This is a genomic window from Martinezella lusitana, assembly GCF_014207095.1.
GTDB classification, from domain to species: domain Bacteria; phylum Pseudomonadota; class Alphaproteobacteria; order Rhizobiales; family Rhizobiaceae; genus Rhizobium; species Rhizobium lusitanum_B.
Map to the genome: position 1 here is coordinate 100,295 of NZ_JACHBG010000009.1, position 21,559 is coordinate 121,853.

The window sequence follows — 21,559 nt, forward strand, 5'->3', positions numbered from 1 at the left end:
TTTTCTGATATTTACCCTTGACCGCAGCCGCGGCTTCCGCTTTATTCATCTCAAATTATGATATATATCATAAAATATGATAAAGTGGAGGATATCATGAAGGCTGCGGTGACCGCGCACGGCAAGTATACGATCTCGGACATCGATCCGCGTCTCTACGGTTCGTTCATCGAGCATCTTGGCCGCGCCGTCTATACCGGCATCTACGAGCCGGAGCACGCGACCGCCGATGAGAACGGCATGCGCAAGGACGTGATCGATCTCGTCAGGGAGCTCAACGTCCCGATCGTGCGTTATCCCGGCGGCAACTTCGTCTCGGCCTATAACTGGGAGGATGGGATTGGCCCCAAGGAAAGCCGGCCGACGAGGCTCGATCTTGCCTGGCATACCTCGGAAAGCAACCAGGTCGGCATCCACGAATTTGCCGATTGGTGCGTCAGCGCCAACACCGAAATGATGCTCGCGGTCAATCTCGGCTCCCGGGGCTTGGACGAGGCGCGCAATTTCCTCGAATATGTCAATCATCCCGGCGGCAGCGAATGGAGCGACAAACGCATCGCAAACGGCCGGGCTAAGCCTTGGAACGTCAAGCTATGGTGCCTCGGCAACGAGATGGACGGTCCCTGGCAGATCGGTCACAAGACGGCGGACGAATACGGTCGCCTGGCGCATGAAACCGCCAAGGCCATGCGGGCCTTCGACAATGGCCTGGAACTTGTCGTCTGCGGATCGTCCAATGCCCACATGCCGACCTATCCGGAGTGGGAAGCGACTGTTCTCGACCATACCTACAACGAGGTCGATTACATTTCGCTGCACATGTATTTCGAGAACCGCGCCAAGAACACCGCAAACTACCTCGCTCGCAGCCTCGAACTCGACCGCTATATCGGTACCGTTGCCGGGGTCATAGACTACGTCAAGGCCAAGAAGCGTTCGGCCAAGGATGTCTATATCTCGTTTGACGAGTGGAATGTCTGGTACCATTCAAAGGAGCGCGACAAGGCAACGCTTGCCGGCGCCAATGGCTGGCCGCATGCCCCAGCACTCCTCGAAGATGATTATAATTTCGAGGACGTGCTGCAGGTCGGCTGTATTCTCAACACCTTCATCAACCGCGCCGATGTGGTGAAAATCGCCTGCCTCGCGCAGTTGGTGAACGTCATCGCGCCGATCATGACGACGCCGGGTGGGGCGGCCTGGCGTCAGACGATCTTCTATCCCTACTACTTCGCCTCGGTCTATGGTCGCGGTACGGCGCTGAGGCTGATGGTCGACAGCCCCACCTATAAGGTGGATGAGCTCGGCGAGGTGCCATACCTCGACGTTTCCGCAGTTCACGATGCGGATGCCGGTGCGCTGACATTCTTCATCGTCAATCGTCACGGGACCGAAGCACTTGACCTTGATGTCAGCCTACTTGAGTTCGGGACGTTGAAGGTCATCGACGATCAGGTCATTGCCCATCCCGACCTCACCATCACCAATACCGCCGAGGCGCCCTTCAATGTCGCGCCGGTCAGGGCGACGGACGCCGTGGTTGCGGATGGCAGACTCAGCGCAAAGATCGCCCCTTTGTCGTATCGAGTGATCCGTTTACAGGCTTGAATTGTAAATCAGGATTTCCGATCTATATCGAAGATGCATCGACATCGAATTAGTATGATTTAATGTCAATACATCGGTCTTGGCGTGCCACTGGGAGGAAGAGATGGAAGCAGAAGCTTCTGTTTTGGCGCTGTTGCCGACTGACGCGTGTCCGTTCTTCATGATGGATATTCGCACGGTTCGCACATGTCAGACACATAGTCGTATCGGCTTTTCGGATTCTGACTGCCTCATCGAGGTGGTCGGATGACGGCGAATATCGAAATCCAGAATGTCAGTAAGCGCTATGGCGCCGTGACCGTCCTTGACGGTCTGTCTCTATCTATCAAAGCCAACGAATTCATGGTGTTCCTTGGTCCTTCCGGCTGCGGAAAGTCGACGCTTTTGCGGATGATTGCGGGCCTAGAGAGCGTCGACGAGGGTGCCATTTCGATCAATGGGCAGCGCATCGACACATTGCCGCCCGGCCAACGCGATGTTGCCATGGTCTTCCAGAGCTATGCGCTCTACCCGCATATGACGATCGCCGACAACATGGCGTTCGGCCTGCGAAATATCAATGTTGCGCGGGACGTGATTGCTGCTCGCGTTGCCGAAGCTGCCCGCATGCTGGAGATCAGCCATCTGTTGGAACGCAAGCCCGGCCAGCTTTCAGGCGGCCAGCGGCAGCGCGTCGCGATCGGCCGCGCCATTGTCAAGGAACCGAAGGCCTTCCTTTTCGATGAGCCCTTGTCGAACCTCGACGCGGCGTTGCGGGTGCGCACCCGTGTCGAACTGGCGCAACTGCGCAATCGTGTCCAATCGACGATGATCTTCGTGACGCACGATCAGATCGAAGCGATGACGCTTGCCGATCGTATCGTCGTCATGAACAACCGCAAGATCGAGCAGATCGGCTCTCCGATGGAGATCTACTCACGTCCGGCCAGTCGTTTCGTCGCCACTTTCGTCGGATCGCCAACGATGAATTTCCTCGACGTCGGCCTTTCCGAGCGCAACGGCTTCCTGTGCGCCAGGCTGCCCGACGGCACGATGTTGCAGACGGCAATCCGTGCCTCAGGCCCCAATGCCGCTCCGCATTCATTGGGCATTCGGGCCGAGGCGGTAAAGCCCGCAGGAGGTGCCGATGCGGCGACAACAGGCAAGGTCGAAGTGCTCGAACGCCTGGGCGACCGCACGCTTCTCTATACGCGCCTTAAGGACGGCAGCACTTTGGTGGCCGAAGACATCGGCAATAGTCGTGTGGCCATCGGCGAGGAAATCGCGCTGATGCTTGACGGCACCCGCAGCCATATTTTCGATGCAGAGGGGCGCGCCTGGCATAATGAGGAACCAGGCCATGGCTGACGTGACGTTGTCGCAAGCTCGATCGGCCACTAGGGCCGGCACCCGGAACAAGGTGCAGAACATCAACGCTCCGCTGTGGCGCAACGCGCTTTTCGTTGCTCCCTATCTCGTCTTCTTTGTCACGTTGCTCGTCATACCCTTGTTCTGGGGCATGTGGCTAAGCCTGCACAAGGCAGATGCCTTCGGCACCGGACGCTTTGTCGGAATCGACAACTACGTGCGCCTGTTCCGTGACAAGATCTTCCTGCAGGTGGTTGGCAATACATTCTACTTCGTCTTCCTGACCGTGCCGGCTCTGGCCATTCTCGGGCTCATGCTGGCTCTGGCGCTAAACCGGAAGACGAAGACGGCGGCCGTCCTGCGCACGATCTATTTCTCATCGTCCGTGCTGTCGGTAACGATCGTGACGCTGATCTGGCGCATCGTCTTCATCGGCAACTTTGGCCTGCTTGCCACGATCTATGGCTGGTTCGGCGCGACTTCACCAGCATTCCTGTCCGATCCGAACCTTGCGATGATTGGCATTGCGATTGCGACGATCTGGTGGTGCATCGGTTTGCCGATGATGCTCTTTCTCTCCGCACTACAGCAGGTGCCGGCAGAGATTTACGAGGCTGCCGCACTCGACAATGCCAGCCGCTGGCGCACGCTGCGATATATCACCCTGCCGTCGATCCGACGTACTTTCGTCCTCGTTCTCATCATTCAGGTCGTGCTTCAGTTCCAGCTGTTCGGCCAGTCGAAACTGATGACGCTCGGCGGCCCGAACAATGTGTCCAAACCGATCGTGTTTTACATTTACGAGGCGGCCTTCACCAAATGGGACCTTGGACTGGGCGCTGCGGCCTCCGAGGTTCTGTTCGTCCTGATCCTGATTGCTGCCATGGCGCAGTACTTCATCTCGCGCCGCAAAGGAGAGGAAGGATGAGTATGGGTTCCGCTGGCAATATGGTGGGTCGCTCGACTGGCGATCGGGTGATCCTGTTCCTTGCCATCCTCTGCGCTCTGATCATGATGGCGCCGGTGCTGTGGGTGATCGGGCTCTCGCTTAAGGACAACAAGGAATTGATGGCGGATATGAACGCCGTCTTCCATGCCCCCTACACGATCAACAACTACATCAATATCCTTGCGACCTCGTCGGTCTTCCGCTGGATTTTAAACAGTGTCATTGTTGCCGGCGGTTTGACGATCATGACATTGATCTTGTCTTCGCTTGCCGGCTACGGCTTTGCCAGGCTGAATTTTCCCTTCCGCGATGTGCTGTTCATCATCGTGCTGCTCGGCCTTGCGGTGCCGGAACAGGCCGTCCTGATCGCCCGGCACCAGTTATTCAGTTGGCTGAAGTTCCACAATACCTATCATGGCCTGGTCCTGCCGGGTCTGTCGGCACCTTTCGGTGTGTTTCTGATGACGCAGTATTTTCGGGCCATCCCGAAAGAGCTCGACGAAGCGGCACTTCTCGACAATGCCAGCCGCTTCAAGATCTTCTGGGCGGTTCTCCTGCCGCTGACGATCCCAGCCCAGGCGACGCTTGGCATCTTCACTTTCCTCGGCGCCTGGAATGACTACTTCTGGCCGCTGATTTCGGGAACGAAGAAGGAAATGTACACGCTGACGATCGGCATTGCCTCGACCCAGACCAACTTCGCACAATCCGAGGGCCTCGGCTTTCTGATGTCGCAAGCGGTCTTCGCCGGGGCACCGATCCTCGTTCTCTACCTGTTTTTCCAGAAATACATCGTGACCGCCGTCTCCGGTGCCGCCGTGCGCTGACGAGGTGGCAACGCGACGATGGTCAATCCGCCTCTTGGGGCGGCTTGCAGCCAGTGATCAAAGAACTCAAGAGGAGGAGTTGGAATGACGCATGCTTTGAGGAAATACATGCTGGCCGCGGCATCGGTCATCGCCTTCGTCGGCGCTACGCCGGCCTTTGCCGCAACCGATCTCACCGTCCAGCGCTTCTTCGGCGCCTGTGATGCCGATTTCGGTACCAACACCGACGTCAGCAAGGCCGTCGGCGAGTGCGGGATCATCACCTCGCTCATCAACAAGTTCAATGCCGACAATCCCGATATTCACGTCGCAGTCACTACGGTCGAGTGGCCGGGCTACGACCAGTTGACGGCGCAGTTTGCGGCCGGAGATCCGCCCGATATCGTGACCATCCACCAGTCCGTGCTCGCAGACTATCAGTCCAAGGGCCTGATCGTGCCGCTCGACGATCTGCTGAAATCGGTTGGTGTTGCGCCGTCCGATTTCACCGATGCCAGCCTTGGCGGCGTGACCAAGGATGGCAAGATCTACGGTCTGCCGATCGACAACTGGACCATGCTCTTCCACATCAACATGGACCTCTTCAAACAGGCCGGTCTCGTCAATGCCGACGGTACGCCGAAGCTTCCAACCAGCGCCGAGGAGCTCCTGGCGCAGGCAAAGCAGTTCAAGGAAAAGACGGGCAAGCCCTATTTCGTGCAGAACCTCGCCAACGAGGTCGCACTCTACACCCGCAATCTCTACACCTACCTTTTCCAGCAGGATGCCGGCTTCTTCGCCGATCCGAAGAAGGTCAAGCTGAATACGCCCGAAGCCAAGAAGGTTCTCGAGATGTACAAGGCGATCTATGACAACGGGGATACGACCAAGGATCTCGATTATGCTGCCAGCATCAATGCCTTCCTGAATGGCGATGGCGGCGTGCATCTGAATGGAACCTGGGTGATCGGCGACTATACGGCGTCGTCGCAAAAGGCAGGCACCGCCCTCAACAAGGGCGGTTACGCCGTATATCCTTATCCTCAGCTTTTTGCCGGCAAGAAGGCGCAATATGCCGACGGCCACAGTTGGGCCGTTTCGCAGAAGGATCGTTCGCCGGAGGCAACCGCCGCCATCGGCAAATTCCTGAAGTTCTTCCACGACAGTGATTTCGATTGGTCGCGGACCGGCCATCTGCCGGCTGTCAAGGCGGTTCTAGACTCGGCCCAGTTCAAGGCCCTGCCGCATCGTGACACGATCTCGTCAATCGCTCAGCTCGGCACGCCGCTGCCATCGGCCGTTCAGCGTCAGTTTGCGATCCAGGATATTATCGGGCAGGAGATGAGCGCGGCGATCACCGGTCAAAAGGGCGTGGATGCCGCACTTTCCGATATGGAATCGCGCATCAACGACCTGCTCGCCAACATCTAAGGCTCACACTCTCTCCGAGCCGAAGAGCAGATGCCTGCCGCCGGTCTCGCGGCGGGCATCAGCACAGTCAGCATGGAATCTGGCGTGCTTGGATCAAATTCTGCGGGTCTTGTTTTCGAAGGGTTGACCCGGTCGATGACGAAACCGCAGAGTAGTAAAAGTCTCGAATCTTGCGATATTCGGGAAGATGCCCGAGCGTTGCAGCCGACGTCACTACCCAATCGAAGCGGGTTGACACGCGGTTGTGATTGGGCGGACGGAAGAGGAGGTCGGGGCTTACCGACGCTTTCCGTTTTATCGACAGGTGTTCTGTGGTGGTGAGAATCCATGTTGGCCAGCTTCTTCGGTAACATCAGGTGGTCGTGGCCTCATCTTTGGTATGCTGACCGGTGCGGTTCTGCTTTGTATTTTCGGCAACAGGCTGAACCTGATGGGGATCGATCCCTACCTCCAGGACATTATTCGAGGCATTGTCATCCTACTTGCCATCTACATCGCCCCTGAATGGCGGTGACTGCCTCACGTCGTTCCCAAACCACAGGAGAATGCGCATGTCTCAATCATTGGCAGGCAAGATTGCCGTCATTACCGGCGCGGCTTCCGGTATCGGGCTCGCCACCACCGAAAAGCTCCTTTCGCTTGGCGCGACGGTCGTTATGGTCGACTGGGACAAAGCAAGGCTCGCGGAGCTTGCCGAGAAAATCGGAAGCAAGGCAGTGCCGCAGGTGACAAACCTGATCGATGCTGAAAGCTGCGCTGCGATGATCCCGGAAATCCTCAAGAAGGTCGATCACATCGACATTCTCTATTGCAATGCCGGCACTTACATCGGTGGCGATCTGACCGAGACGACCAGCGAAGCGATCGACAGGATGCTCACTCTCAACGTCAATGCCGTCATGAAAAATGTTCACGCCGTCGTCCCACATATGATCGAACGCAAGACCGGTGATATTGTTGTCACCTGCTCGATCGCGGGCCACTACCCGGTACATTGGGAACCTGTCTATGCCTCTTCGAAATGGGCGATCACCTGCTTCGTGCAGACGATGCGACGTCAGATGATCCCCCATGGGATCCGCGTCGCTCAGGTTTCACCCGGTCCGGTCATTTCCGCGCTTCTTGCCGATTGGCCAGAGGAAAACCTGCGCAAGGCAAAGGAGTCCGGCAGTCTTATCGACCCGAGTGAGGTTGCCGATGCTGTCGAATATATCCTAACGCGCAAACGCACTGTCACCATTCGCGATATGCTGGTCCTTCCCACCAATTTTGATCGTGTCTGAGGAGCGGAAACGCCTTCACGAAGCAGGGCGACATTCCTGACGCCGGGAAATGCCGCCCATGGCATTCGCCTCAACCCTTACTGGGCTCGCATGGAGCGTCCCGGTAGACCGAGAAATCAAACAGCTCCATTGGAGAACGCTATGCAGTTCGCGGGAAAGACCGTCATCATTACCGGTGCTGGAAAGGGAATTGGCCGTGCCTGCGCCAGGATCATGGCAGAGCGTGGTGCGCAGGTGATTGCGCTTAGTCGCACTGCCTCGGATCTCGAAAGCCTGCAGGCTGAAATCGGTGGTCGGTCTATCGTAGTCGATCTTGCCGAACCCGCAGCTACCCGGGCGGCGATGAAGGAAGCCGGAACTGCCGACTTTCTCATTAATAGCGCTGGAACCAACGTTCTCGAAACCAGCTTTGATATGACCGAGGCGGGATATGAGGCCGTGATGGGTATCAACTTGCGCGCCGCCCTGATCACATGTCAGGAGTTTGGCCGTGCGCGTGTGGCCGCCGGAGGCAGTGGCGCGATTGTCAATATCACGTCGATTGCCGGACACCGCGGCTTTCCGGAGCATCTTTGCTATGCGGCATCGAAAGCCGGTCTCGAAGGGGCGACGCGTGTGCTGGCAAAGGAGTTCGGGCCGCATGGCATCCGGGTCAATGCTGTAGCCCCGACGATCACGCTCACGGAGCTTGCACTCAAAGCATGGAGGGATCCAGCCAAATCCGAACCAATGATGGCACGCCACCCAATTGGTCGCTTTGCTGAAGTTGACGATGTCGCGCGCACGATTGCGATGCTGCTTTCGTCGGATACCGAAATGGTGACGGGAACGGTTCTGACTGTCGACGGCGGCTTCCTTGCCACGTAAGCTCGCCGTTTAAGTGAACGGTTTGACGTCATCTCCCACCGCGATCAGGGGAGCGGATAGAGAAAGCGGCCTAGTTGACAGCGCCTGGTTCGATTTCGTCGACAAGACGCAACCTTTTGGGGCGTCTCATGAGGCGTACGCGATGCCGTTGAAATTTTCTCACGGTCGAAGAATGGAAACGGAGCTGCGTGCAATCTTCGTCGCCCAAGCAGGATGAATGATTTCGTCGAACAGACGCTTGGTTCGATCTTTGATCGCGAGAGCAATACCTCCGCTATGAATGCGGTGTCATCTCATCGGCCGGCGTTTCGGCCGCGATTTCGCTTCCGGCATATTTCTCGGAAAGACGCTTGGCCCTTTGGGCAAGCTTCTCAAGACGTGAACATATCTCGTGCAGGCTTAGGTCTTCGATCGCCTTTCGCGAAGATTTAGTCATACACAAACCTCCATATCGGGGCGAATAAACTTGTTAGCCGCCTGTCTATCTTAGACATATAGAGCTTGGTTTCTGATCGGCCAGACCTACCTACGCCATCTCGTTGCGACACCGGATGTCTGTGCGGCGCGGCATGAGCTTGCTCTTGGAATACTCCGCCTGGGCTGCTGGCTGCCGAGCTGCAAGCACCTCATCCATATTGTTGTGCAACGACTATTCGTGCGATGCTCTTCCCGGGCTGTGGCCTAAGAAGCGAGACATTGGATGAGATGAGCGTATCACAGTCAGAGAGCGGCGGTTCGCGCAAGACCAGCCTTTATGAAGAGCTTCATGGGCGATTGAAGACAGAGATCCTCGGGGGAGCACTCCCCAAGGGACTTGTGTTGAGCGAGGCTGCTCTTGCCGATCTGGTGGGCAGCAGCAGGGCGCCGGTACGCCAGGCGCTGCAATTGCTGTTGGATGATGGATTGATTGCCCGGTTCGACGGGCGCGGCTTTATCGTTGGTGCGGCCGGAACGCCGCCGACGCGGCTGAAACTTGGTGACTTTCTCGGCAAGTTACTTGCCGGCGATGACGACAGACCGATGTTTGCCTGGCAGGCGCTTTATGAAGACGTCGAGCGTATCGTCGTCCATCGCTCCTTCTTTGGCCGGTATCGCATCAATGAAAACGAGCTTGCGCGCCATTTCGGCGTTGGGCGTGGCGTGGCGCGCGATGTTCTGCTGAAGCTGGAGACGCTCGGCATTACCGAAAAGGACGACAATTTTCGCTGGTCGATCGTGCCGCTCGACAGTCAGCGTATCCGCGACCTTTATGAGGTACGTGCGCAGATCGAACCGGTGGCTCTGGCAAGCGCGTTGGATGGGCTTTCGAAGGGGCATGTCGATGCGATGCTGTCACGCCTGTCTCAGGCGCTTGCGGACTATCCCGATGTTTCGGCCTCCACCATGTACGAGCTGGAGCTTGATCTTCATCAACGCAGTCTCCAGGCCTGCCCCAACAAGGAGTTCCTGAACATCCTGAAGCGAACGCACTGCATCCTCACGCTCAGCAAGCATGTCGTCGGCAGTCGCATTAAAAAGCCCGAATATGAGCCATTCCTTGCCGAGCACATCGGTGTTTTCCAGATGGTGCAAAAACGCGATGAGGAGGGGTTGCGCAAAGCCATGCGCGATCACATCACCAATTCGCAGCCCAATGTGCTGACCCGCGCCGCCTATATCCGTGAACACTACCGGCCCGACGAGTACAGTTTCATTTCATAGCTGCATAGAGAAGCTGTGGCACCACGGTCCGCGGATGATCGAGATCTTCGTCGCTACTGCACTTGGGACTTTCGCCAGCCGGCCGCCTGAGCATCCGTCTCGCTGCAGAACCAGCGTTCGCCACGGGAATAAGTCACGCGCGTCGCGTCGTAATGTTTCTGGCCCGGAACATAATAGATCCGTTTGCCCGTAGAGGAGCTGATATTGCCCTTGATGTTGCAAGCCGGATCCGTGTCCGGCCGCACCGACAGGCTCAGAGGCTTCGGAGGCAATGTATAGCTTCCTGCCATCGTGAAGGATGCGGCCAGACAGAGCGCGGCCAGCGCAACGAACTTAAACATTCTCGGATCTCCCGGTTGCGGGAGGCGTAGCAAACCGCGCTTTCGGTCCGGTTGAGGGGATCGATCAAAATCTAGCTAAATTCAAGATGGGAGACGTAGCAACTGATTGTGATCGGTCGCAAATGACACAGAATCTTGAAGGGCGCCACCGCAGCACTGGATCAGGTGATCGCGCCGACCTGCCACGGAACAAATTCGTTGTCGCCATAGTCGAAGGTCTCGCTCAGCGTCTTCTTTCCGGAGGCGACAGCGATGATTTCTTCGAAGATCCGCTCGCCGGCCGCCTCGATCGTGTCGTCGCCGCTGACGATGTCGCCGCAGTTGATGTCCATATCCTCGCGCATATGGTTATACATTTCGGTGTTCGTGGCGATCTTGACGCACGGCGCCGGCTTGAAGCCCGAAACCGATCCGCGACCCGTCGTGAAACAGATCACGTTGCAGCCGCCTGCCACCTGGCCGGTGACGGCGACGGGATCGTAGCCGGGTGTATCCATGAAGACGAAACCGGGTTCGTCAACGATCTCAGAATATTCGTAGACTGCCTTGAGCGGCATGGACCCGCCTTTGGCGACCGCACCCAGTGACTTTTCAAGGATCGTCGTCAAGCCGCCGAGCTTGTTGCCATAGGAGGGATTGTTGTTGAGTTCGGCGCCGTTGCGGCGGGTATAATCGCGCCACCAGTCAATCCTCGAAAGGAGCTTCTCTGCAACCGCTGGCGTGACCGCGCGGCGTGTCAGCAGGTGCTCCGCGCCATAGATCTCCGGCGTTTCCGCCAATACCGAGGTTCCGCCATTGCGCACGAGCAGATCGGAGGCGTAGCCGAGTGCGGGATTGGCAGAGATCCCCGAATAGCCGTCTGACCCCCCACATTCCAGAGCGAGCTTGATACCCGAGAGTGGTTGAACGGTACGCTTGGCGGAATTCACCTCGGGCAGCATATCGCGGATCATCTCGGATGCGGCGGCGATCGTCTTGCGAGTGCCGCCCAGATCCTGGATGGTCATGGTGCGCAACCGGTTTCCTTCTTCAAGCTTGTAGTGTTCGAGGATGGGCCCGATCTGGTTGGTTTCGCAGCCTAGGCCGATCATCAGGATGCCGCCGAAATTCGGATGGCGCGCGTAACCCTGAAGGGTGCGTGCCAGATAACGATACCCCTCGGAATTGGTGTTTATCGCGCAGCCGCCGCCATGGGTGAGAGCCACCACGCCGTCGACATTGTCAAAGCCATCCAAGCCGCCGGTGCGGTTGAAATGCTCGGCGATATATTTCGAGACGGTTGCCGAGCAATTCACCGTGGTGATGATGCCGATGAAATTGCGGGTGCCGACGCCGCCGGCGCCGCGATCAAAGCCCATGAAGGTCCGACAGTCCGCCTGCGGCAGCATGCCTGCCTCTTCAATGTCGACACTGAACTGGTAGGGGTGCTCGGATTCGATCACAGCCAGATTCTGCAAATGGACATGGCCGCCCGCCGGAATGAACTGTGTCGCAACGCCGATCGGTTGGCCGAACTTGCGGATCTCCTGTCCCGCCTGGATGTCGCACACTGCGATCTTGTGGCCGCGCGGGATCTGGTCCGCCGCGATCAAACCGTCGATACCTGTTGGACTGCCGGCGCGGATCATGGCGCGCGCGACCGCGACATCGTCGATGGGATTAAGCAGGATCACAGATGAAATGGCGGGCATCGGAAGTTCCATCGGGTTGAATAATTGTCTATTGCTAGCAATAGACAATTATTCAACGGGAGACGTCAAGCTTGATTGCGTGATGTGCACGCACGATGGTCTTCATTTTAAGGATGCGGGTCTTACTGATCCCAGCGGGTTGAGGCCTTCTCAAGGATATGATGGGAGGCTGCTACTGTTGATGTCGGCCAGCGCGGGAACTTTGCTGGTCTTGGTGAGCCAGACAACAGCCGCGATGGCGCAAAGTCCTACCAGGCAACCCGCTAGCACATCGACGACATAATGGTTTGCAGAGGGAACGGCCGAAAGTGCCATCGCGATGTTCAAGGCCAAAGCGGGATAGCGAAACAGGCGCAGGTCCCACATGGCCCAGGCGCACAGGGTCGCCGTTGCCGCATGAACCGATGGGAAGGTCAGGATGCCTGAGCTCTTTTCAAGGCTCCATACGAAATTTGGATCTTCTCGCACGGTTTGAAACTGCGCTAGAAATTCATACCCATAGGTAGGGTCAATATTCTGCAAAGTGGTCGGATCAAAATTGTAGAAAACATACGTGCCCACCGCTGGCCACAGCGTCGAGATGCCACTCGCGATAAAGCATATTAGCGCATATGCGATGATCATTTGATAGGCTCTGGCGCTTCTTTTCGCCACGATCAGGATCAGTGGGAACAATAGCAATTGATAGCTGAATGTTCGGTACGCCTGATTTAATATCTCAGCCAGTAGGCCATTCTTATCCAGCCATATCATAGCAGAACGCCAATCCACACCAAGCCAGCTATCCAAACGTGAAAGCTGAGCATCTGCGAGCGGAAAATTTGCCCTCATGGCCAAGTAGGTGGCTATGACATTCGGTAAGATTAATAGCAGCCCGCAACCCATACATTCGACAACTGCTCGGAGCGTCAGCATCTTACGTTTGGTCGCGAAAATGCTCACGGCACAAATGGTAAGTGCTATCGCAAAAATTGAGCCAAGCGTAGCCTTCAGTTCAAGCTGGAGACCAGAAATTTTCGCCAGTATCCAGATCGCAAAATACGAAACTGGCGTGCCCGCGAGCAACAATAGTCGCGGTTTTGAAACATCCAGCATATCACCTTGCCCCCAACTACCAGGGGTAGTCTACATGCGGATCGGTTGCCTCTCCGTAAATAAATCAACTCAAGGGTGACGAATGCAGAGCGACAGCTCTAAAATCAGCCCGCATAGCGATCAGCAAGGGAGGCCCTAAGTGATGGTTTATTGCTCGATTCGGCAAACTCGGTGGAGCGCCTGCAGACGGTGCTTTTGTAACTCGTTTAAAGCCCCCAACGGCATCTGTCGCCGCTTGTTATATTGGCCGTCGATGCGGATGGTGCATCGACAGTCCCGCTCATCTAGGCTCTATTATGTGGCTGGCGTACTAGCCAGGCGCTGAGATCGGCTTCTGCCCGCTCAAGTGCATTGTGATTGAGCAGTTTTCGAAGAAACGCAACGGCAACCGCTCGTGCCCTCAAATTGAACCGGCTATCATCGTCCTGGCTGCCGGCCGGTTGATAAACGCCGAGTTTGACGTAGAGCTGCTGCAAACGGTTCTGTACGCTGCGCACTGAGAGGTTGCGCCTTTGGGCGATGGCGCGATCGGTCAGGCCAAGGGCGATATCGACCAGGATTTCATACTCGGCCTCGGTGAAACCGTTGGTGTTGCCGAGGCTCTTTTGCTGCATGCCGCGGACTTCGCGGTCAATCACGCACTGGCTCTCGATGAAGATGCTGCGGAGTGCCAGTTTCAGCCGGTCGTCAGAGGCGGATTTCAGGACATAGCCATAGACGGCACCAGCCGGTACGATGCGCGAGACACCGCGAACATAGGCCTCGTCTGAGTAGTTTGACCAGAAGAGGATACGTGTCTCCGGTCGCTCTTTCCATATCGTGCGGGCAGCCTCGATGCCATTGCGTTGACCCATCTGCAGATCCATGACGATGTGGGCGGATTTCCAGTCGCGGGCCAGCCGCTCGCCCGTGCCACCGTTTTCGGCCTCCAGCACGCCGTTACATTCAGGAAGGGCCGCGCGGATGGCTTCGTTGAGGTAGGAGCGATGAAGCGGATCGTCCTCGATGATCAGAACCTTCATGCCGCAGCGCCTCCCGATGGCTTGGCGGCGATCGGCAAACTGACGCTAACCAGCGTTCCTCCAGTTGCCGCCTTTGCCTTGATCGCGAAACGCGCCGAGATAAGGCGCGCTCTGGTTCTCATGTTTTCTATGCCGCCTCCAGATAATCTGCGGGCATTTCCAAGCCCGAGGCCGTCGTCCATAACCTCAATGGTCAATGCGCTCTCGGACGCTTTCAACTGGACCTCTATACTACTCGCTTGAGCATGCCGGATTGCGTTGTTGATGGCTTCCTGGCCGATGCGGAAGAGGGCGATGGAAACGGATTGTTCAAGGCAATCAATGGCGCCGCCGGTCTCGTCTTTCAGCGACCATGTCAAAGTGGCCGCACTTTCCTGGATGGATCGCTCCAGGTGGTTCTCGACCGCCTGCGCGAAGCCGAACAGTTGAAGGACAGAGGGTTTTGCTTCCTCAATGATCTGGCGAAGATCATGCATGCTATGCTGCAATCCGCGAAACAGCGGTTCAAGTGCTTCACCTGTGACATCGGGCTGGCGTGCGAGGCGCTCCAGTCGACGTGAGAGACGGGTCAGATCGGCAAGGATTTGGTCGTGCAGGTCCATGCCGATCCGCTGACGCTCGGCCTCGAGCGCTTCGGTCAGTTTCAGAGCGCCAAGTCGCAGGCCCTCTTCGCGGGCGCGCGCTTCCGCTTCGACGATTGCCGAGCGCTTCGCCTGATCCGCGGCGCGGATGGCAAAGAAGTGAGGGGCGAGGAGATCGGCAATGACGCGCGCATTTTCGATATCTTCCATCGTATAAAGGCCGGTCCGGTGGCTTGAGCAGGAGAGGGCGCCAATAACGTGACCCTGAACCTTAAGAGGCACATGCAGACGGCTATGCAGCGACTGATGAAAGATCGGATGCGAGAAGGCGCCCTGGAAATGGAATTGCGGATCGCTCCAGGCGTCATCGGTCAAGAGGTACTCAGTCTCTCCCCAAAGAAGTGTCCGGATAGGGCTATTGCTCACGGGCGCCGGAAAGCGGCGCCCCCAATCCGTCTCTAGCCCGGTCTCGTATGCGGTGTGGAATTGCTCATCCACCAGAATGATGCAGACGTCCAGATGATCATGTGGGATGACATGGCTGATTTCAGCGGCAACCGATTGGATAACGGAATGAAAGTCGAGTTGACCGGCGAGTAGCCTCGATATGTTGAGGTAGTGGTCGAAGACCGACGCCGGCGCCAGATTGCGCAAAACAAACCCTCCCAGGTAGTATGTCGATCGCTTCTCCTCCGATCGATCTCAATATGCGAATTCTACGCTATTAAGCGCCTATCCGAGCTGTCCGTCCTGCGGATTTGCGCATTTTTTCTGCGGGATCCCGCAATGTCTCATCCGTTAAGCGCCTGTACAAGCGTAACAATCTCGGACATCCTGTTTCTACTGACGGGGGAACCTTCAGTGCAAATATTATTTTCGATCGGTCGTTGAGGAGCGCCTTCGAAAATCTTGGCCCAGAAGTGGAAGTACGGGCTCTTTGGGAGGAAAATATGAATATTGCGAAGATGCTTCTGGCATCCGCCGCCATCGCTTGCGTTGTCGTGCCGGGTTCCGCTTTTGCAGACACATCATCCAAGAAGATTGCATTGTCGAATAATTATGCCGGCAATTCGTGGCGTCAGGCCATGTTGACCAGTTGGCAGAAGGTGACCGGTGAAGCGGTTAAAACGGGCGTAGTTGCGGCCGCCGATCCGTTTACAACGGCGGAAAATCAGGCGACCGAGCAGGCCGCACAGATCCAGAACATGATCCTACAGGGCTATGATGCGATCGTCATCGATGCGGCATCCCCGACCGCGCTGAATGGTGCCATCAAGGAAGCCTGCGACGCCAAAATCGTCGTCGTTTCCTTTGACGGTATCGTCACTGAACCATGCGCATGGCGGATCGCCGTCGATTTCAAGGGCATGGGCGCCAGCCAGATCGACTATCTCGCCAAGAAGATGCCGAAGGGCGGCAATGTGCTGGAAATTCGCGGGCTCGCAGGTGTCTCGGTTGATGACGAGATTTCCGCCGGCATCCATGACGCAGCTGCCAAATATCCGCAGTTCAAGATCGTCGGCTCGGTTCATGGCGACTGGGCGCAGGACGTGGCGCAACGCGCCGTGGCCGGCATCCTGCCAAGCCTTCCGGACATCGCAGCGGTCGTCACCCAGGGCGGTGACGGATATGGTGCGGCCCAGGCATTCGCCGCTGCAAAGCGCACCATGCCGACAATCGTAATGGGCAACCGACAGGACGAGCTTGCCTGGTGGAAGAAGGAAAAGGATGCCAGCAGCTATGAGACCATGTCGGTTTCGATCGCTCCGGGCGTCTCGACGCTTGCATTCTGGGTGGCCCAACAGATTCTCGACGGGCAGCAGGTGAAGAAGGATCTGGTCGTGCCGTTCCTGCGCATCGACCAGGATAACCTCGAAACCAACCTTGCGACGACGCAGGCCGGCGGTGTTGCCAACGTCGAATACACACTGGATGACGCAAAGAAGGTTATCGCTGCGGCGAAGTAATCGCTCTGCTCGAATTAGAAGCCCGGCGCTGCTGACGAAAGGTGGCGCCGGTTGGACCCAACGCCCGGCCGGACGATCCATGGTTTCAGTCAAAGACAATAGCGTGATGAAAGAAAAGACCGAGCGACAAGCTGTCGTCTCGGTCAAAGGCATCAAGATGCATTTCGGCGCCGTCAAGGCGCTGGATGGAGCGGACCTCGCCATTCATGTCGGCGAGTGCGTTGGCCTCGTCGGACACAACGGCGCCGGCAAGTCGACGATCGTCAATGTCATCAATGGTGGCCTCAGCCCCCACGAGGGAACGGTCGCCTATGATGGCGACGCCAAGATGCATGGCATCAATGCTGCGCGCACACACGGTATTCGCTGTGTCTTTCAGGAGCTTTCGCTCGCTCCCAATCTGACCGTGGTCGAAAACATGCGCATCGTGCATCACGGCCTTTCCGGTTGGAGCTGGCGTCGACGTGCGGCTGCCATCGTTCGTGCCAAGCTTGACGAGATTTTTGCTGGCCACAAGATCGATGTCATGCGCACGGTTGGCGAGCTTTCCATCGCCGAGCGCCAGATGGTGGAGATCGCCATCATCTTCTCGACCGTCACTGAAAGGCCGAAACTCGTTATCCTTGACGAGCCGACATCCTCCCTGGATGCGGGGCTCGCGGCCCAACTGATGGCCTATGTGCGCGGCTTTGTTCAAGCTGGCGGCGCGGTGATGCTGATATCACACATTCTCGGCGAAATCCTGACAACCGCGAGCCGTATCGTGGTCATGAAAGACGGTCGTGTCGTTGCAGATCGCGCCGCGCGGGACTTCAGTGTGAATAGCCTTGTCCAGGCGATGGGTAGCGTCGTCAAGGAGCAGGATCGCAAGCGCAAAGGTGGCGAACGTGTTGCTACGCCGGAGATCCTAGCGTTGCCTCCTCGTAGTGGGCAGGGCCTTCCCTTTGAGGCACGCAAGGGAGAGGTGATTGGTCTTGCTGGCCTTGCCGGCCATGGTCAGACCGATATGTTGCTTGATCTTCACCGCTCTTTATCAAGCAGCTGGTTTACGGGTGGGCGCGATAACATCGCCTTCGTCGCCGGCGACCGCTGCCTGAACGGGACGTTCCCTTTGTGGAACATCCTGAAAAATCTCAGCATCGCATCCCTTGGCGATATGTCGAGGGTGTTCCTGGTCGACAGACAGCGGGAAGAGAGCCTTGGTGCGGACTGGAAGGGGCGGATCGAGATCCGAACTCCGACCATGGAAAACGGCATTCTTTCACTGTCCGGGGGCAACCAACAAAAGGTCCTGTTTGCCCGCGCGCTGGCGACCACGTCTCCGATCGTGCTCATGGATGATCCCATGCGCGGCGTCGACATTGGTACCAAGCAGGAAGTTTATCGGATCCTGAACGACGAGGCTTCGACTGGCCGGACCTTCATCTGGTACTCCACGGAAATGGATGAGATCCGCCTTTGCGACCGTGCCTACGTGTTTCGTGACGGCGCAATTGTTGCAGAGCTGGTCGGAGACGATATCACGGAGGAAAATGTGCTTGCAGCGTCCTTTGAAGGGGAGGGCGCATGATCCGTCCATCGTCCTCGACCCTGCGTCTCCTGATCCCGGCCCTCTCGCTTGCCGTCCTGCTGATCGCGGTCTTTTACCTTCAGCCACGGGCGATGAGCTATGTCGGGCTCAATCTTCTATTCAACCTCGCAGTCCCGATCGCGCTGGCGACGATTGCCCAGATGATGATCATGGCAGTCAATGACCTCGATCTGTCGATGGGGACATTTGTGAGCTTCACGGCCTGTGTGGCGGCGACCTACCTGCAGTCGTCGCCGCTCCTCGGTGTCCTCATCCTTGCCGCGGCGATTGCCGTCTATGCCGTTATGGGCGTGATTATCTATGTCAAGGACCTGCCATCGATCGTCGTCACGCTTGGCATGAGCTTTGTCTGGGGCGGCCTCGCCGTGCTGTTGCTTCCAGCACCCGGGGGGACTGCCCCTGAATGGGCTCGCTGGTTGATGACGTCAAAGCCACCGCTCGTCCCTGTGGCAATCGTAGCAAGCGTCGTTATCGCACTTGTCTCTCACTTGATCGTCATGCGCTCTTCCTTCGGCGTTCTCATCCGCGGGGTCGGTGGCAATCAACGTTCGCTTCAGCGTGCCGGTTGGTCTGTCCTGGGGTTGCGTGCAGCAGCCTACGGGCTTGCCGGTCTGTTTGCTGTGCTATCGGGCATTGCGCTGGTCGGACTGACGACCTCCGCCGATGCAAATATCGCTTTGCGCTACACGCTGCTGTCGATCGCCGGCGTCATACTTGGTGGCGGTGAATTCATCGGTGGCCGCGTCTCGCCGGTGGGAGCCGTCATCGGTGCCCTGACCTTGACCCTGGCAGGTTCGTTTCTGTCATTTCTGCGGATTTCCCCGGATTGGCAGATCGGTGCGCAGGGCGCCATCCTGATTATCGTGCTCGCCTTGCGGCTTCTGCTCAACCGCGTCGAGAAGCGGGAGAAACACTCATGATCGCCCTTCGCGCGCTCGACAGAAAGCCGTGGATCTGGTCCTTTCTCGCCACGATCATCGTCTGGCTTGTGACCGTTCTTTTTACAGGTGGGGCGAGTTCTATCGGCCTCTCGCAGGCAGCTCTGACGTTCGCAGCCTTCTCTGTGATCGTCGGGATCGGGCAGATGTTCGTCATCACGCTCGGTCCCGGGAATATCGATCTTTCCGTACCATCGACCATGACACTTGCGGGCACCGTGGCGCTGAAGCTGATGAATGTCGAGGACGGTATGATCGTGCCCGGCCTCTTGGTGTCGATGCTGATCGGGCTTGGAGTCGGTATCGGCAATTATGCGCTGATCAAGCTTTTGCGCATCCCGCCGATCATCGCAACGCTCTCGATGAGTTTCATTATCCAATCGACGGCCATATGGAGCAATCGTGGCCTGCGCATCAAGCCGCCGGAGCAATTGGCCGATTTCACGACGTCAGGCTTCCTTGGCATCCCCAATATCGCACTCGTTGCGCTGCTGCTTTCGGTGCTTGCCTGGGTCTTGCTGGAGCGGACGATCTACGGCCGGTGGATCTCGGCAATCGGGCAGAGCATGTTTGCGGCGCGCATGGCAGGCATTCCCGTCGACGGCACGCGGCTGGTGACCTATGTGCTCTGCGCCACTCTGGCGTCGATCTGCGGTTATCTGCTGGCGAGCTTTTCCGGCGGTGCCGCCCTCAATATGGGTGCAGAATATCTGCTGATGTCGATTGCCGTTGTCATCATCGGCGGAACCGCGGTGGCCGGAGGAGACTCGAATGTTCCGGGAATATGGGGTGCCTCGCTCTTCATGTTCCTCGTCGTGTCCATGCTCAACACCTATGGGTTCGGCGCAGGCCCGCGGCTCGTTCTGACCGGTCTGATCATTATTGCAGTCATCCTTGTCGCAGGCGGCCGCCCAGCCGGTGGCCGCTGACACCATTTCCTCCCAATTGCAGGACCTTCGAAATGCCGCATGACGTGTCGCCCCTCTATGAGATTTACGATACCCGCTTCCGCAATCTTGTGGTGCCAAGTGCCGGATTGGAGGAGCTCTATTCCGAATGCCGCTGGGCGGAAGGGCCTGTCTGGTTTGCCGATACCGGATGCCTGATCTGGAGCGACATCCCCAATGAACGCATGCTGCGCTGGGTGCCAGGCGGTGGTGTGTCGATCTTCCGTGCGCCATCGAATTTTACCAACGGCAATACCCGCGACCGACAGGGCCGCTTGGTATCCTGTGAACATGGCGGCCGCCGGGTGACCCGTACCGAGATTGATGGCTCCATCACTGTGCTTGCGGACAGCTACAAGGGCAAACGTCTGAATTCGCCGAACGATGTCGTCGTGCGCTCGGACGGAACAATCTGGTTCACCGATCCGACCTACGGTATCCTTTCGAATTACGAGGGTTACAAGGCCGAACCTGAGCAGACAACGCGCAATGTCTATCGCCTTGATCCATCGACGGGCGCGCTGGAAGTCGTCGTCGACGATTTCGGCCAACCGAACGGTCTGGCTTTCTCACCTGATGAAACCAGGCTCTATGTGGCGGATTCCGCTGCGAGCCATGATCTCATTGCTCCGCGGCACATTCGGGTCTTTGATGTCGTGGACGGCAAAGCCCTCATAAATGGCCGCGTTTTCTGCGAGATCGACGCCGGTATCCCGGACGGGTTTCGGGTTGATGTTGAGGGCAATATCTGGACAAGTGCGAGTGATGGCGTTCACTGCTTTGCGCCCGAGGGTACGTTGATCGGCAAGATCAAAATTCCTCAGACGGTGGCCAATCTCACCTTCGGTGGTCCGCGTCGAAATCAGCTGTTCATCACCGCTACGCGTTCAGTCTATCGCGTCTATACGACAGCAACCGGCATGCAAATGCCTTAAAATCGTCGATAAAAGGTTCCCGGTTGCGGGCTACGCTCCAACAGGTTGTTGGCACTGGTTCTTCGCCAGATTTCATGAACGTTTGATACTGCAAGGGGCTCGACTGCAAGCTGACGTACCCCTCAAACCGGAGATTGGAACGCCCCATTGAGCCATTTGGGCCGTGTTACTTCGATGTCCGGCTAACTCTATCTCTGCTTAGGCAACTGGCCCGGAAATATTGATTACCTAAACTGAGAATGCAACGAAATCTGCTCGTTTCAATCCTGAATCTGTTTGCTTCAACGGCGTCATCGAAGCAGTTTCTCTATAGCCGAGTTGCCCGACAAACGGAGGGAAGAGACCTGCCGTCGCGCTGCCTAATGGAGACGAAATAGTGGCGTTGAATGAAGTAACCTTAACCCCGTTCGCAAGGGCTGCCACTCACGTTCTATATCCGTTTAGTTGTTAGAGGTCGTC

20 protein-coding genes are annotated in these 21,559 nt (G+C 57.2%); 14 read left to right on the forward strand and 6 right to left on the reverse strand.

The window, feature by feature from the left end; translation table 11 throughout:
* Positions 1 to 96: 96 nt before the first annotated feature.
* The 8 genes from GGD46_RS19440 to GGD46_RS19475 all read left to right on the forward strand — a co-directional run bounded on the left by GGD46_RS19440 (position 97) and on the right by GGD46_RS19475 (position 8,291).
* The gene (locus tag GGD46_RS19440) at positions 97 to 1,608 is read left to right on the forward strand and encodes an alpha-N-arabinofuranosidase (RefSeq protein WP_184706889.1); all 1,512 of its coding nucleotides are present in this window, start codon (positions 97 to 99) and stop codon (positions 1,606 to 1,608) included.
* Between the two features lie 103 nt (positions 1,609 to 1,711).
* Positions 1,712 to 1,858: a hypothetical protein gene (locus tag GGD46_RS19445; protein ID WP_184706891.1), complete on the forward strand. Its 147-nt coding sequence runs from the start codon at positions 1,712 to 1,714 to the stop codon at positions 1,856 to 1,858.
* Positions 1,855 to 2,955 carry an ABC transporter ATP-binding protein gene (locus tag GGD46_RS19450; RefSeq protein WP_184706893.1) on the forward strand — a complete coding sequence of 367 codons (1,101 nt, stop codon included), beginning with the start codon at positions 1,855 to 1,857 and terminating at the stop codon, positions 2,953 to 2,955. Before GGD46_RS19445 ends, GGD46_RS19450 begins: the two co-directional genes overlap by 4 nt.
* Positions 2,948 to 3,883: a carbohydrate ABC transporter permease gene (locus tag GGD46_RS19455; protein ID WP_184706895.1), complete on the forward strand. Its 936-nt coding sequence runs from the start codon at positions 2,948 to 2,950 to the stop codon at positions 3,881 to 3,883. The genes GGD46_RS19450 and GGD46_RS19455 overlap by 8 nt, the downstream gene beginning before the upstream one ends.
* Positions 3,880 to 4,731, forward strand: a complete 852-nt coding sequence (locus tag GGD46_RS19460; protein ID WP_184706897.1) for a carbohydrate ABC transporter permease — start codon at positions 3,880 to 3,882, stop codon at positions 4,729 to 4,731. The genes GGD46_RS19455 and GGD46_RS19460 overlap by 4 nt, the downstream gene beginning before the upstream one ends.
* A gap of 84 nt (positions 4,732 to 4,815) precedes the next feature.
* A complete protein-coding gene (locus GGD46_RS19465; protein WP_184706899.1) occupies positions 4,816 to 6,141 on the forward strand; it encodes an extracellular solute-binding protein in 1,326 nt (441 codons plus the stop codon).
* A 551-nt stretch (positions 6,142 to 6,692) separates the two neighbouring features.
* A complete protein-coding gene (locus GGD46_RS19470) occupies positions 6,693 to 7,424 on the forward strand; it encodes an SDR family oxidoreductase (RefSeq protein ID WP_184706901.1) in 732 nt (243 codons plus the stop codon).
* A 141-nt stretch (positions 7,425 to 7,565) separates the two neighbouring features.
* Positions 7,566 to 8,291 (forward strand): SDR family oxidoreductase, encoded by a 726-nt coding sequence (locus GGD46_RS19475; protein WP_184706903.1) that lies wholly within the window; start codon positions 7,566 to 7,568, stop codon positions 8,289 to 8,291.
* Positions 8,292 to 8,565: 274 nt separating this feature from the next.
* On the opposite strand, the gene GGD46_RS19480 is transcribed toward GGD46_RS19475, so the two are convergent.
* Positions 8,566 to 8,727: a hypothetical protein gene (locus tag GGD46_RS19480; RefSeq protein ID WP_184706904.1), complete on the reverse strand. Its 162-nt coding sequence runs from the start codon at positions 8,725 to 8,727 to the stop codon at positions 8,566 to 8,568.
* A gap of 269 nt (positions 8,728 to 8,996) precedes the next feature.
* On the opposite strand from GGD46_RS19480, the gene GGD46_RS19485 reads away from it, so the two are divergent.
* Positions 8,997 to 9,992: a GntR family transcriptional regulator gene (locus tag GGD46_RS19485; RefSeq protein WP_184706906.1), complete on the forward strand. Its 996-nt coding sequence runs from the start codon at positions 8,997 to 8,999 to the stop codon at positions 9,990 to 9,992.
* Between the two features lie 53 nt (positions 9,993 to 10,045).
* Here the strand turns inward: GGD46_RS19485 and GGD46_RS19490 are convergent, their stop codons facing one another.
* The 5 genes from GGD46_RS19490 to GGD46_RS19510 all read right to left on the reverse strand — a co-directional run bounded on the left by GGD46_RS19490 (position 10,046) and on the right by GGD46_RS19510 (position 15,376).
* Positions 10,046 to 10,333, reverse strand: coding sequence for a hypothetical protein (locus GGD46_RS19490; protein ID WP_184706908.1), 288 nt, complete (start codon positions 10,331 to 10,333; stop codon positions 10,046 to 10,048).
* 161 nt (positions 10,334 to 10,494) lie between these two features.
* Positions 10,495 to 12,024, reverse strand: coding sequence for a UxaA family hydrolase (locus GGD46_RS19495; protein WP_184706910.1), 1,530 nt, complete (start codon positions 12,022 to 12,024; stop codon positions 10,495 to 10,497).
* 150 nt (positions 12,025 to 12,174) lie between these two features.
* Positions 12,175 to 13,119: a phosphatase PAP2 family protein gene (locus tag GGD46_RS19500; RefSeq protein WP_184706912.1), complete on the reverse strand. Its 945-nt coding sequence runs from the start codon at positions 13,117 to 13,119 to the stop codon at positions 12,175 to 12,177.
* Between the two features lie 284 nt (positions 13,120 to 13,403).
* Positions 13,404 to 14,141, reverse strand: coding sequence for a response regulator transcription factor (locus tag GGD46_RS19505; RefSeq protein WP_184706914.1), 738 nt, complete (start codon positions 14,139 to 14,141; stop codon positions 13,404 to 13,406).
* Complete coding sequence (locus tag GGD46_RS19510) at positions 14,138 to 15,376, reverse strand: sensor histidine kinase (protein ID WP_184706916.1); 1,239 nt, start codon at positions 15,374 to 15,376, stop codon at positions 14,138 to 14,140. Before GGD46_RS19510 ends, GGD46_RS19505 begins: the two co-directional genes overlap by 4 nt.
* A 296-nt stretch (positions 15,377 to 15,672) precedes the next feature.
* Here GGD46_RS19510 and GGD46_RS19515 point away from each other — a divergent pair, with 296 nt between their 5' ends.
* The 5 genes from GGD46_RS19515 to GGD46_RS19535 all read left to right on the forward strand — a co-directional run bounded on the left by GGD46_RS19515 (position 15,673) and on the right by GGD46_RS19535 (position 21,100).
* Positions 15,673 to 16,689 (forward strand): ABC transporter substrate-binding protein, encoded by a 1,017-nt coding sequence (locus GGD46_RS19515; protein WP_184706918.1) that lies wholly within the window; start codon positions 15,673 to 15,675, stop codon positions 16,687 to 16,689.
* A gap of 106 nt (positions 16,690 to 16,795) precedes the next feature.
* Positions 16,796 to 18,259 carry an ATP-binding cassette domain-containing protein gene (locus GGD46_RS19520; protein WP_409527695.1) on the forward strand — a complete coding sequence of 488 codons (1,464 nt, stop codon included), beginning with the start codon at positions 16,796 to 16,798 and terminating at the stop codon, positions 18,257 to 18,259.
* Complete coding sequence (locus tag GGD46_RS19525; protein WP_184706921.1) at positions 18,256 to 19,200, forward strand: ABC transporter permease; 945 nt, start codon at positions 18,256 to 18,258, stop codon at positions 19,198 to 19,200. The genes GGD46_RS19520 and GGD46_RS19525 overlap by 4 nt, the downstream gene beginning before the upstream one ends.
* Complete coding sequence (locus GGD46_RS19530; RefSeq protein WP_184706923.1) at positions 19,197 to 20,147, forward strand: ABC transporter permease; 951 nt, start codon at positions 19,197 to 19,199, stop codon at positions 20,145 to 20,147. Before GGD46_RS19525 ends, GGD46_RS19530 begins: the two co-directional genes overlap by 4 nt.
* A 32-nt stretch (positions 20,148 to 20,179) precedes the next feature.
* Positions 20,180 to 21,100 carry an SMP-30/gluconolactonase/LRE family protein gene (locus GGD46_RS19535; RefSeq protein WP_184706925.1) on the forward strand — a complete coding sequence of 307 codons (921 nt, stop codon included), beginning with the start codon at positions 20,180 to 20,182 and terminating at the stop codon, positions 21,098 to 21,100.
* Positions 21,101 to 21,559: the final 459 nt, after the last annotated feature.

Excerpts from the sequence above, each read along its gene's own strand:
- GGD46_RS19530 (WP_184706923.1), top strand. The coding sequence starts at position 19,197 with ATGATCGCCCTTCGCGCGCTCGACAGAAAGCCGTGGATCTGGTCCTTT.
- GGD46_RS19460 (WP_184706897.1), top strand. The coding sequence starts at position 3,880 with ATGAGTATGGGTTCCGCTGGCAATATGGTGGGTCGCTCGACTGGCGAT.
- GGD46_RS19440 (WP_184706889.1), top strand. The coding sequence starts at position 97 with ATGAAGGCTGCGGTGACCGCGCACGGCAAGTATACGATCTCGGACATC.
- GGD46_RS19505 (WP_184706914.1), bottom strand. The coding sequence starts at position 14,141 with ATGAAGGTTCTGATCATCGAGGACGATCCGCTTCATCGCTCCTACCTC.
- GGD46_RS19525 (WP_184706921.1), top strand. The coding sequence starts at position 18,256 with ATGATCCGTCCATCGTCCTCGACCCTGCGTCTCCTGATCCCGGCCCTC.
- GGD46_RS19445 (WP_184706891.1), top strand. The coding sequence starts at position 1,712 with ATGGAAGCAGAAGCTTCTGTTTTGGCGCTGTTGCCGACTGACGCGTGT.
- GGD46_RS19535 (WP_184706925.1), top strand. The coding sequence starts at position 20,180 with ATGCCGCATGACGTGTCGCCCCTCTATGAGATTTACGATACCCGCTTC.
- GGD46_RS19490 (WP_184706908.1), bottom strand. The coding sequence starts at position 10,333 with ATGTTTAAGTTCGTTGCGCTGGCCGCGCTCTGTCTGGCCGCATCCTTC.
- GGD46_RS19520 (WP_409527695.1), top strand. The coding sequence starts at position 16,796 with ATGAAAGAAAAGACCGAGCGACAAGCTGTCGTCTCGGTCAAAGGCATC.
- GGD46_RS19480 (WP_184706904.1), bottom strand. The coding sequence starts at position 8,727 with ATGACTAAATCTTCGCGAAAGGCGATCGAAGACCTAAGCCTGCACGAG.
- GGD46_RS19465 (WP_184706899.1), top strand. The coding sequence starts at position 4,816 with ATGACGCATGCTTTGAGGAAATACATGCTGGCCGCGGCATCGGTCATC.
- GGD46_RS19475 (WP_184706903.1), top strand. The coding sequence starts at position 7,566 with ATGCAGTTCGCGGGAAAGACCGTCATCATTACCGGTGCTGGAAAGGGA.
- GGD46_RS19500 (WP_184706912.1), bottom strand. The coding sequence starts at position 13,119 with ATGCTGGATGTTTCAAAACCGCGACTATTGTTGCTCGCGGGCACGCCA.
- GGD46_RS19470 (WP_184706901.1), top strand. The coding sequence starts at position 6,693 with ATGTCTCAATCATTGGCAGGCAAGATTGCCGTCATTACCGGCGCGGCT.
- GGD46_RS19495 (WP_184706910.1), bottom strand. The coding sequence starts at position 12,024 with ATGCCCGCCATTTCATCTGTGATCCTGCTTAATCCCATCGACGATGTC.
- GGD46_RS19485 (WP_184706906.1), top strand. The coding sequence starts at position 8,997 with ATGAGCGTATCACAGTCAGAGAGCGGCGGTTCGCGCAAGACCAGCCTT.
- GGD46_RS19455 (WP_184706895.1), top strand. The coding sequence starts at position 2,948 with ATGGCTGACGTGACGTTGTCGCAAGCTCGATCGGCCACTAGGGCCGGC.
- GGD46_RS19450 (WP_184706893.1), top strand. The coding sequence starts at position 1,855 with ATGACGGCGAATATCGAAATCCAGAATGTCAGTAAGCGCTATGGCGCC.
- GGD46_RS19515 (WP_184706918.1), top strand. The coding sequence starts at position 15,673 with ATGAATATTGCGAAGATGCTTCTGGCATCCGCCGCCATCGCTTGCGTT.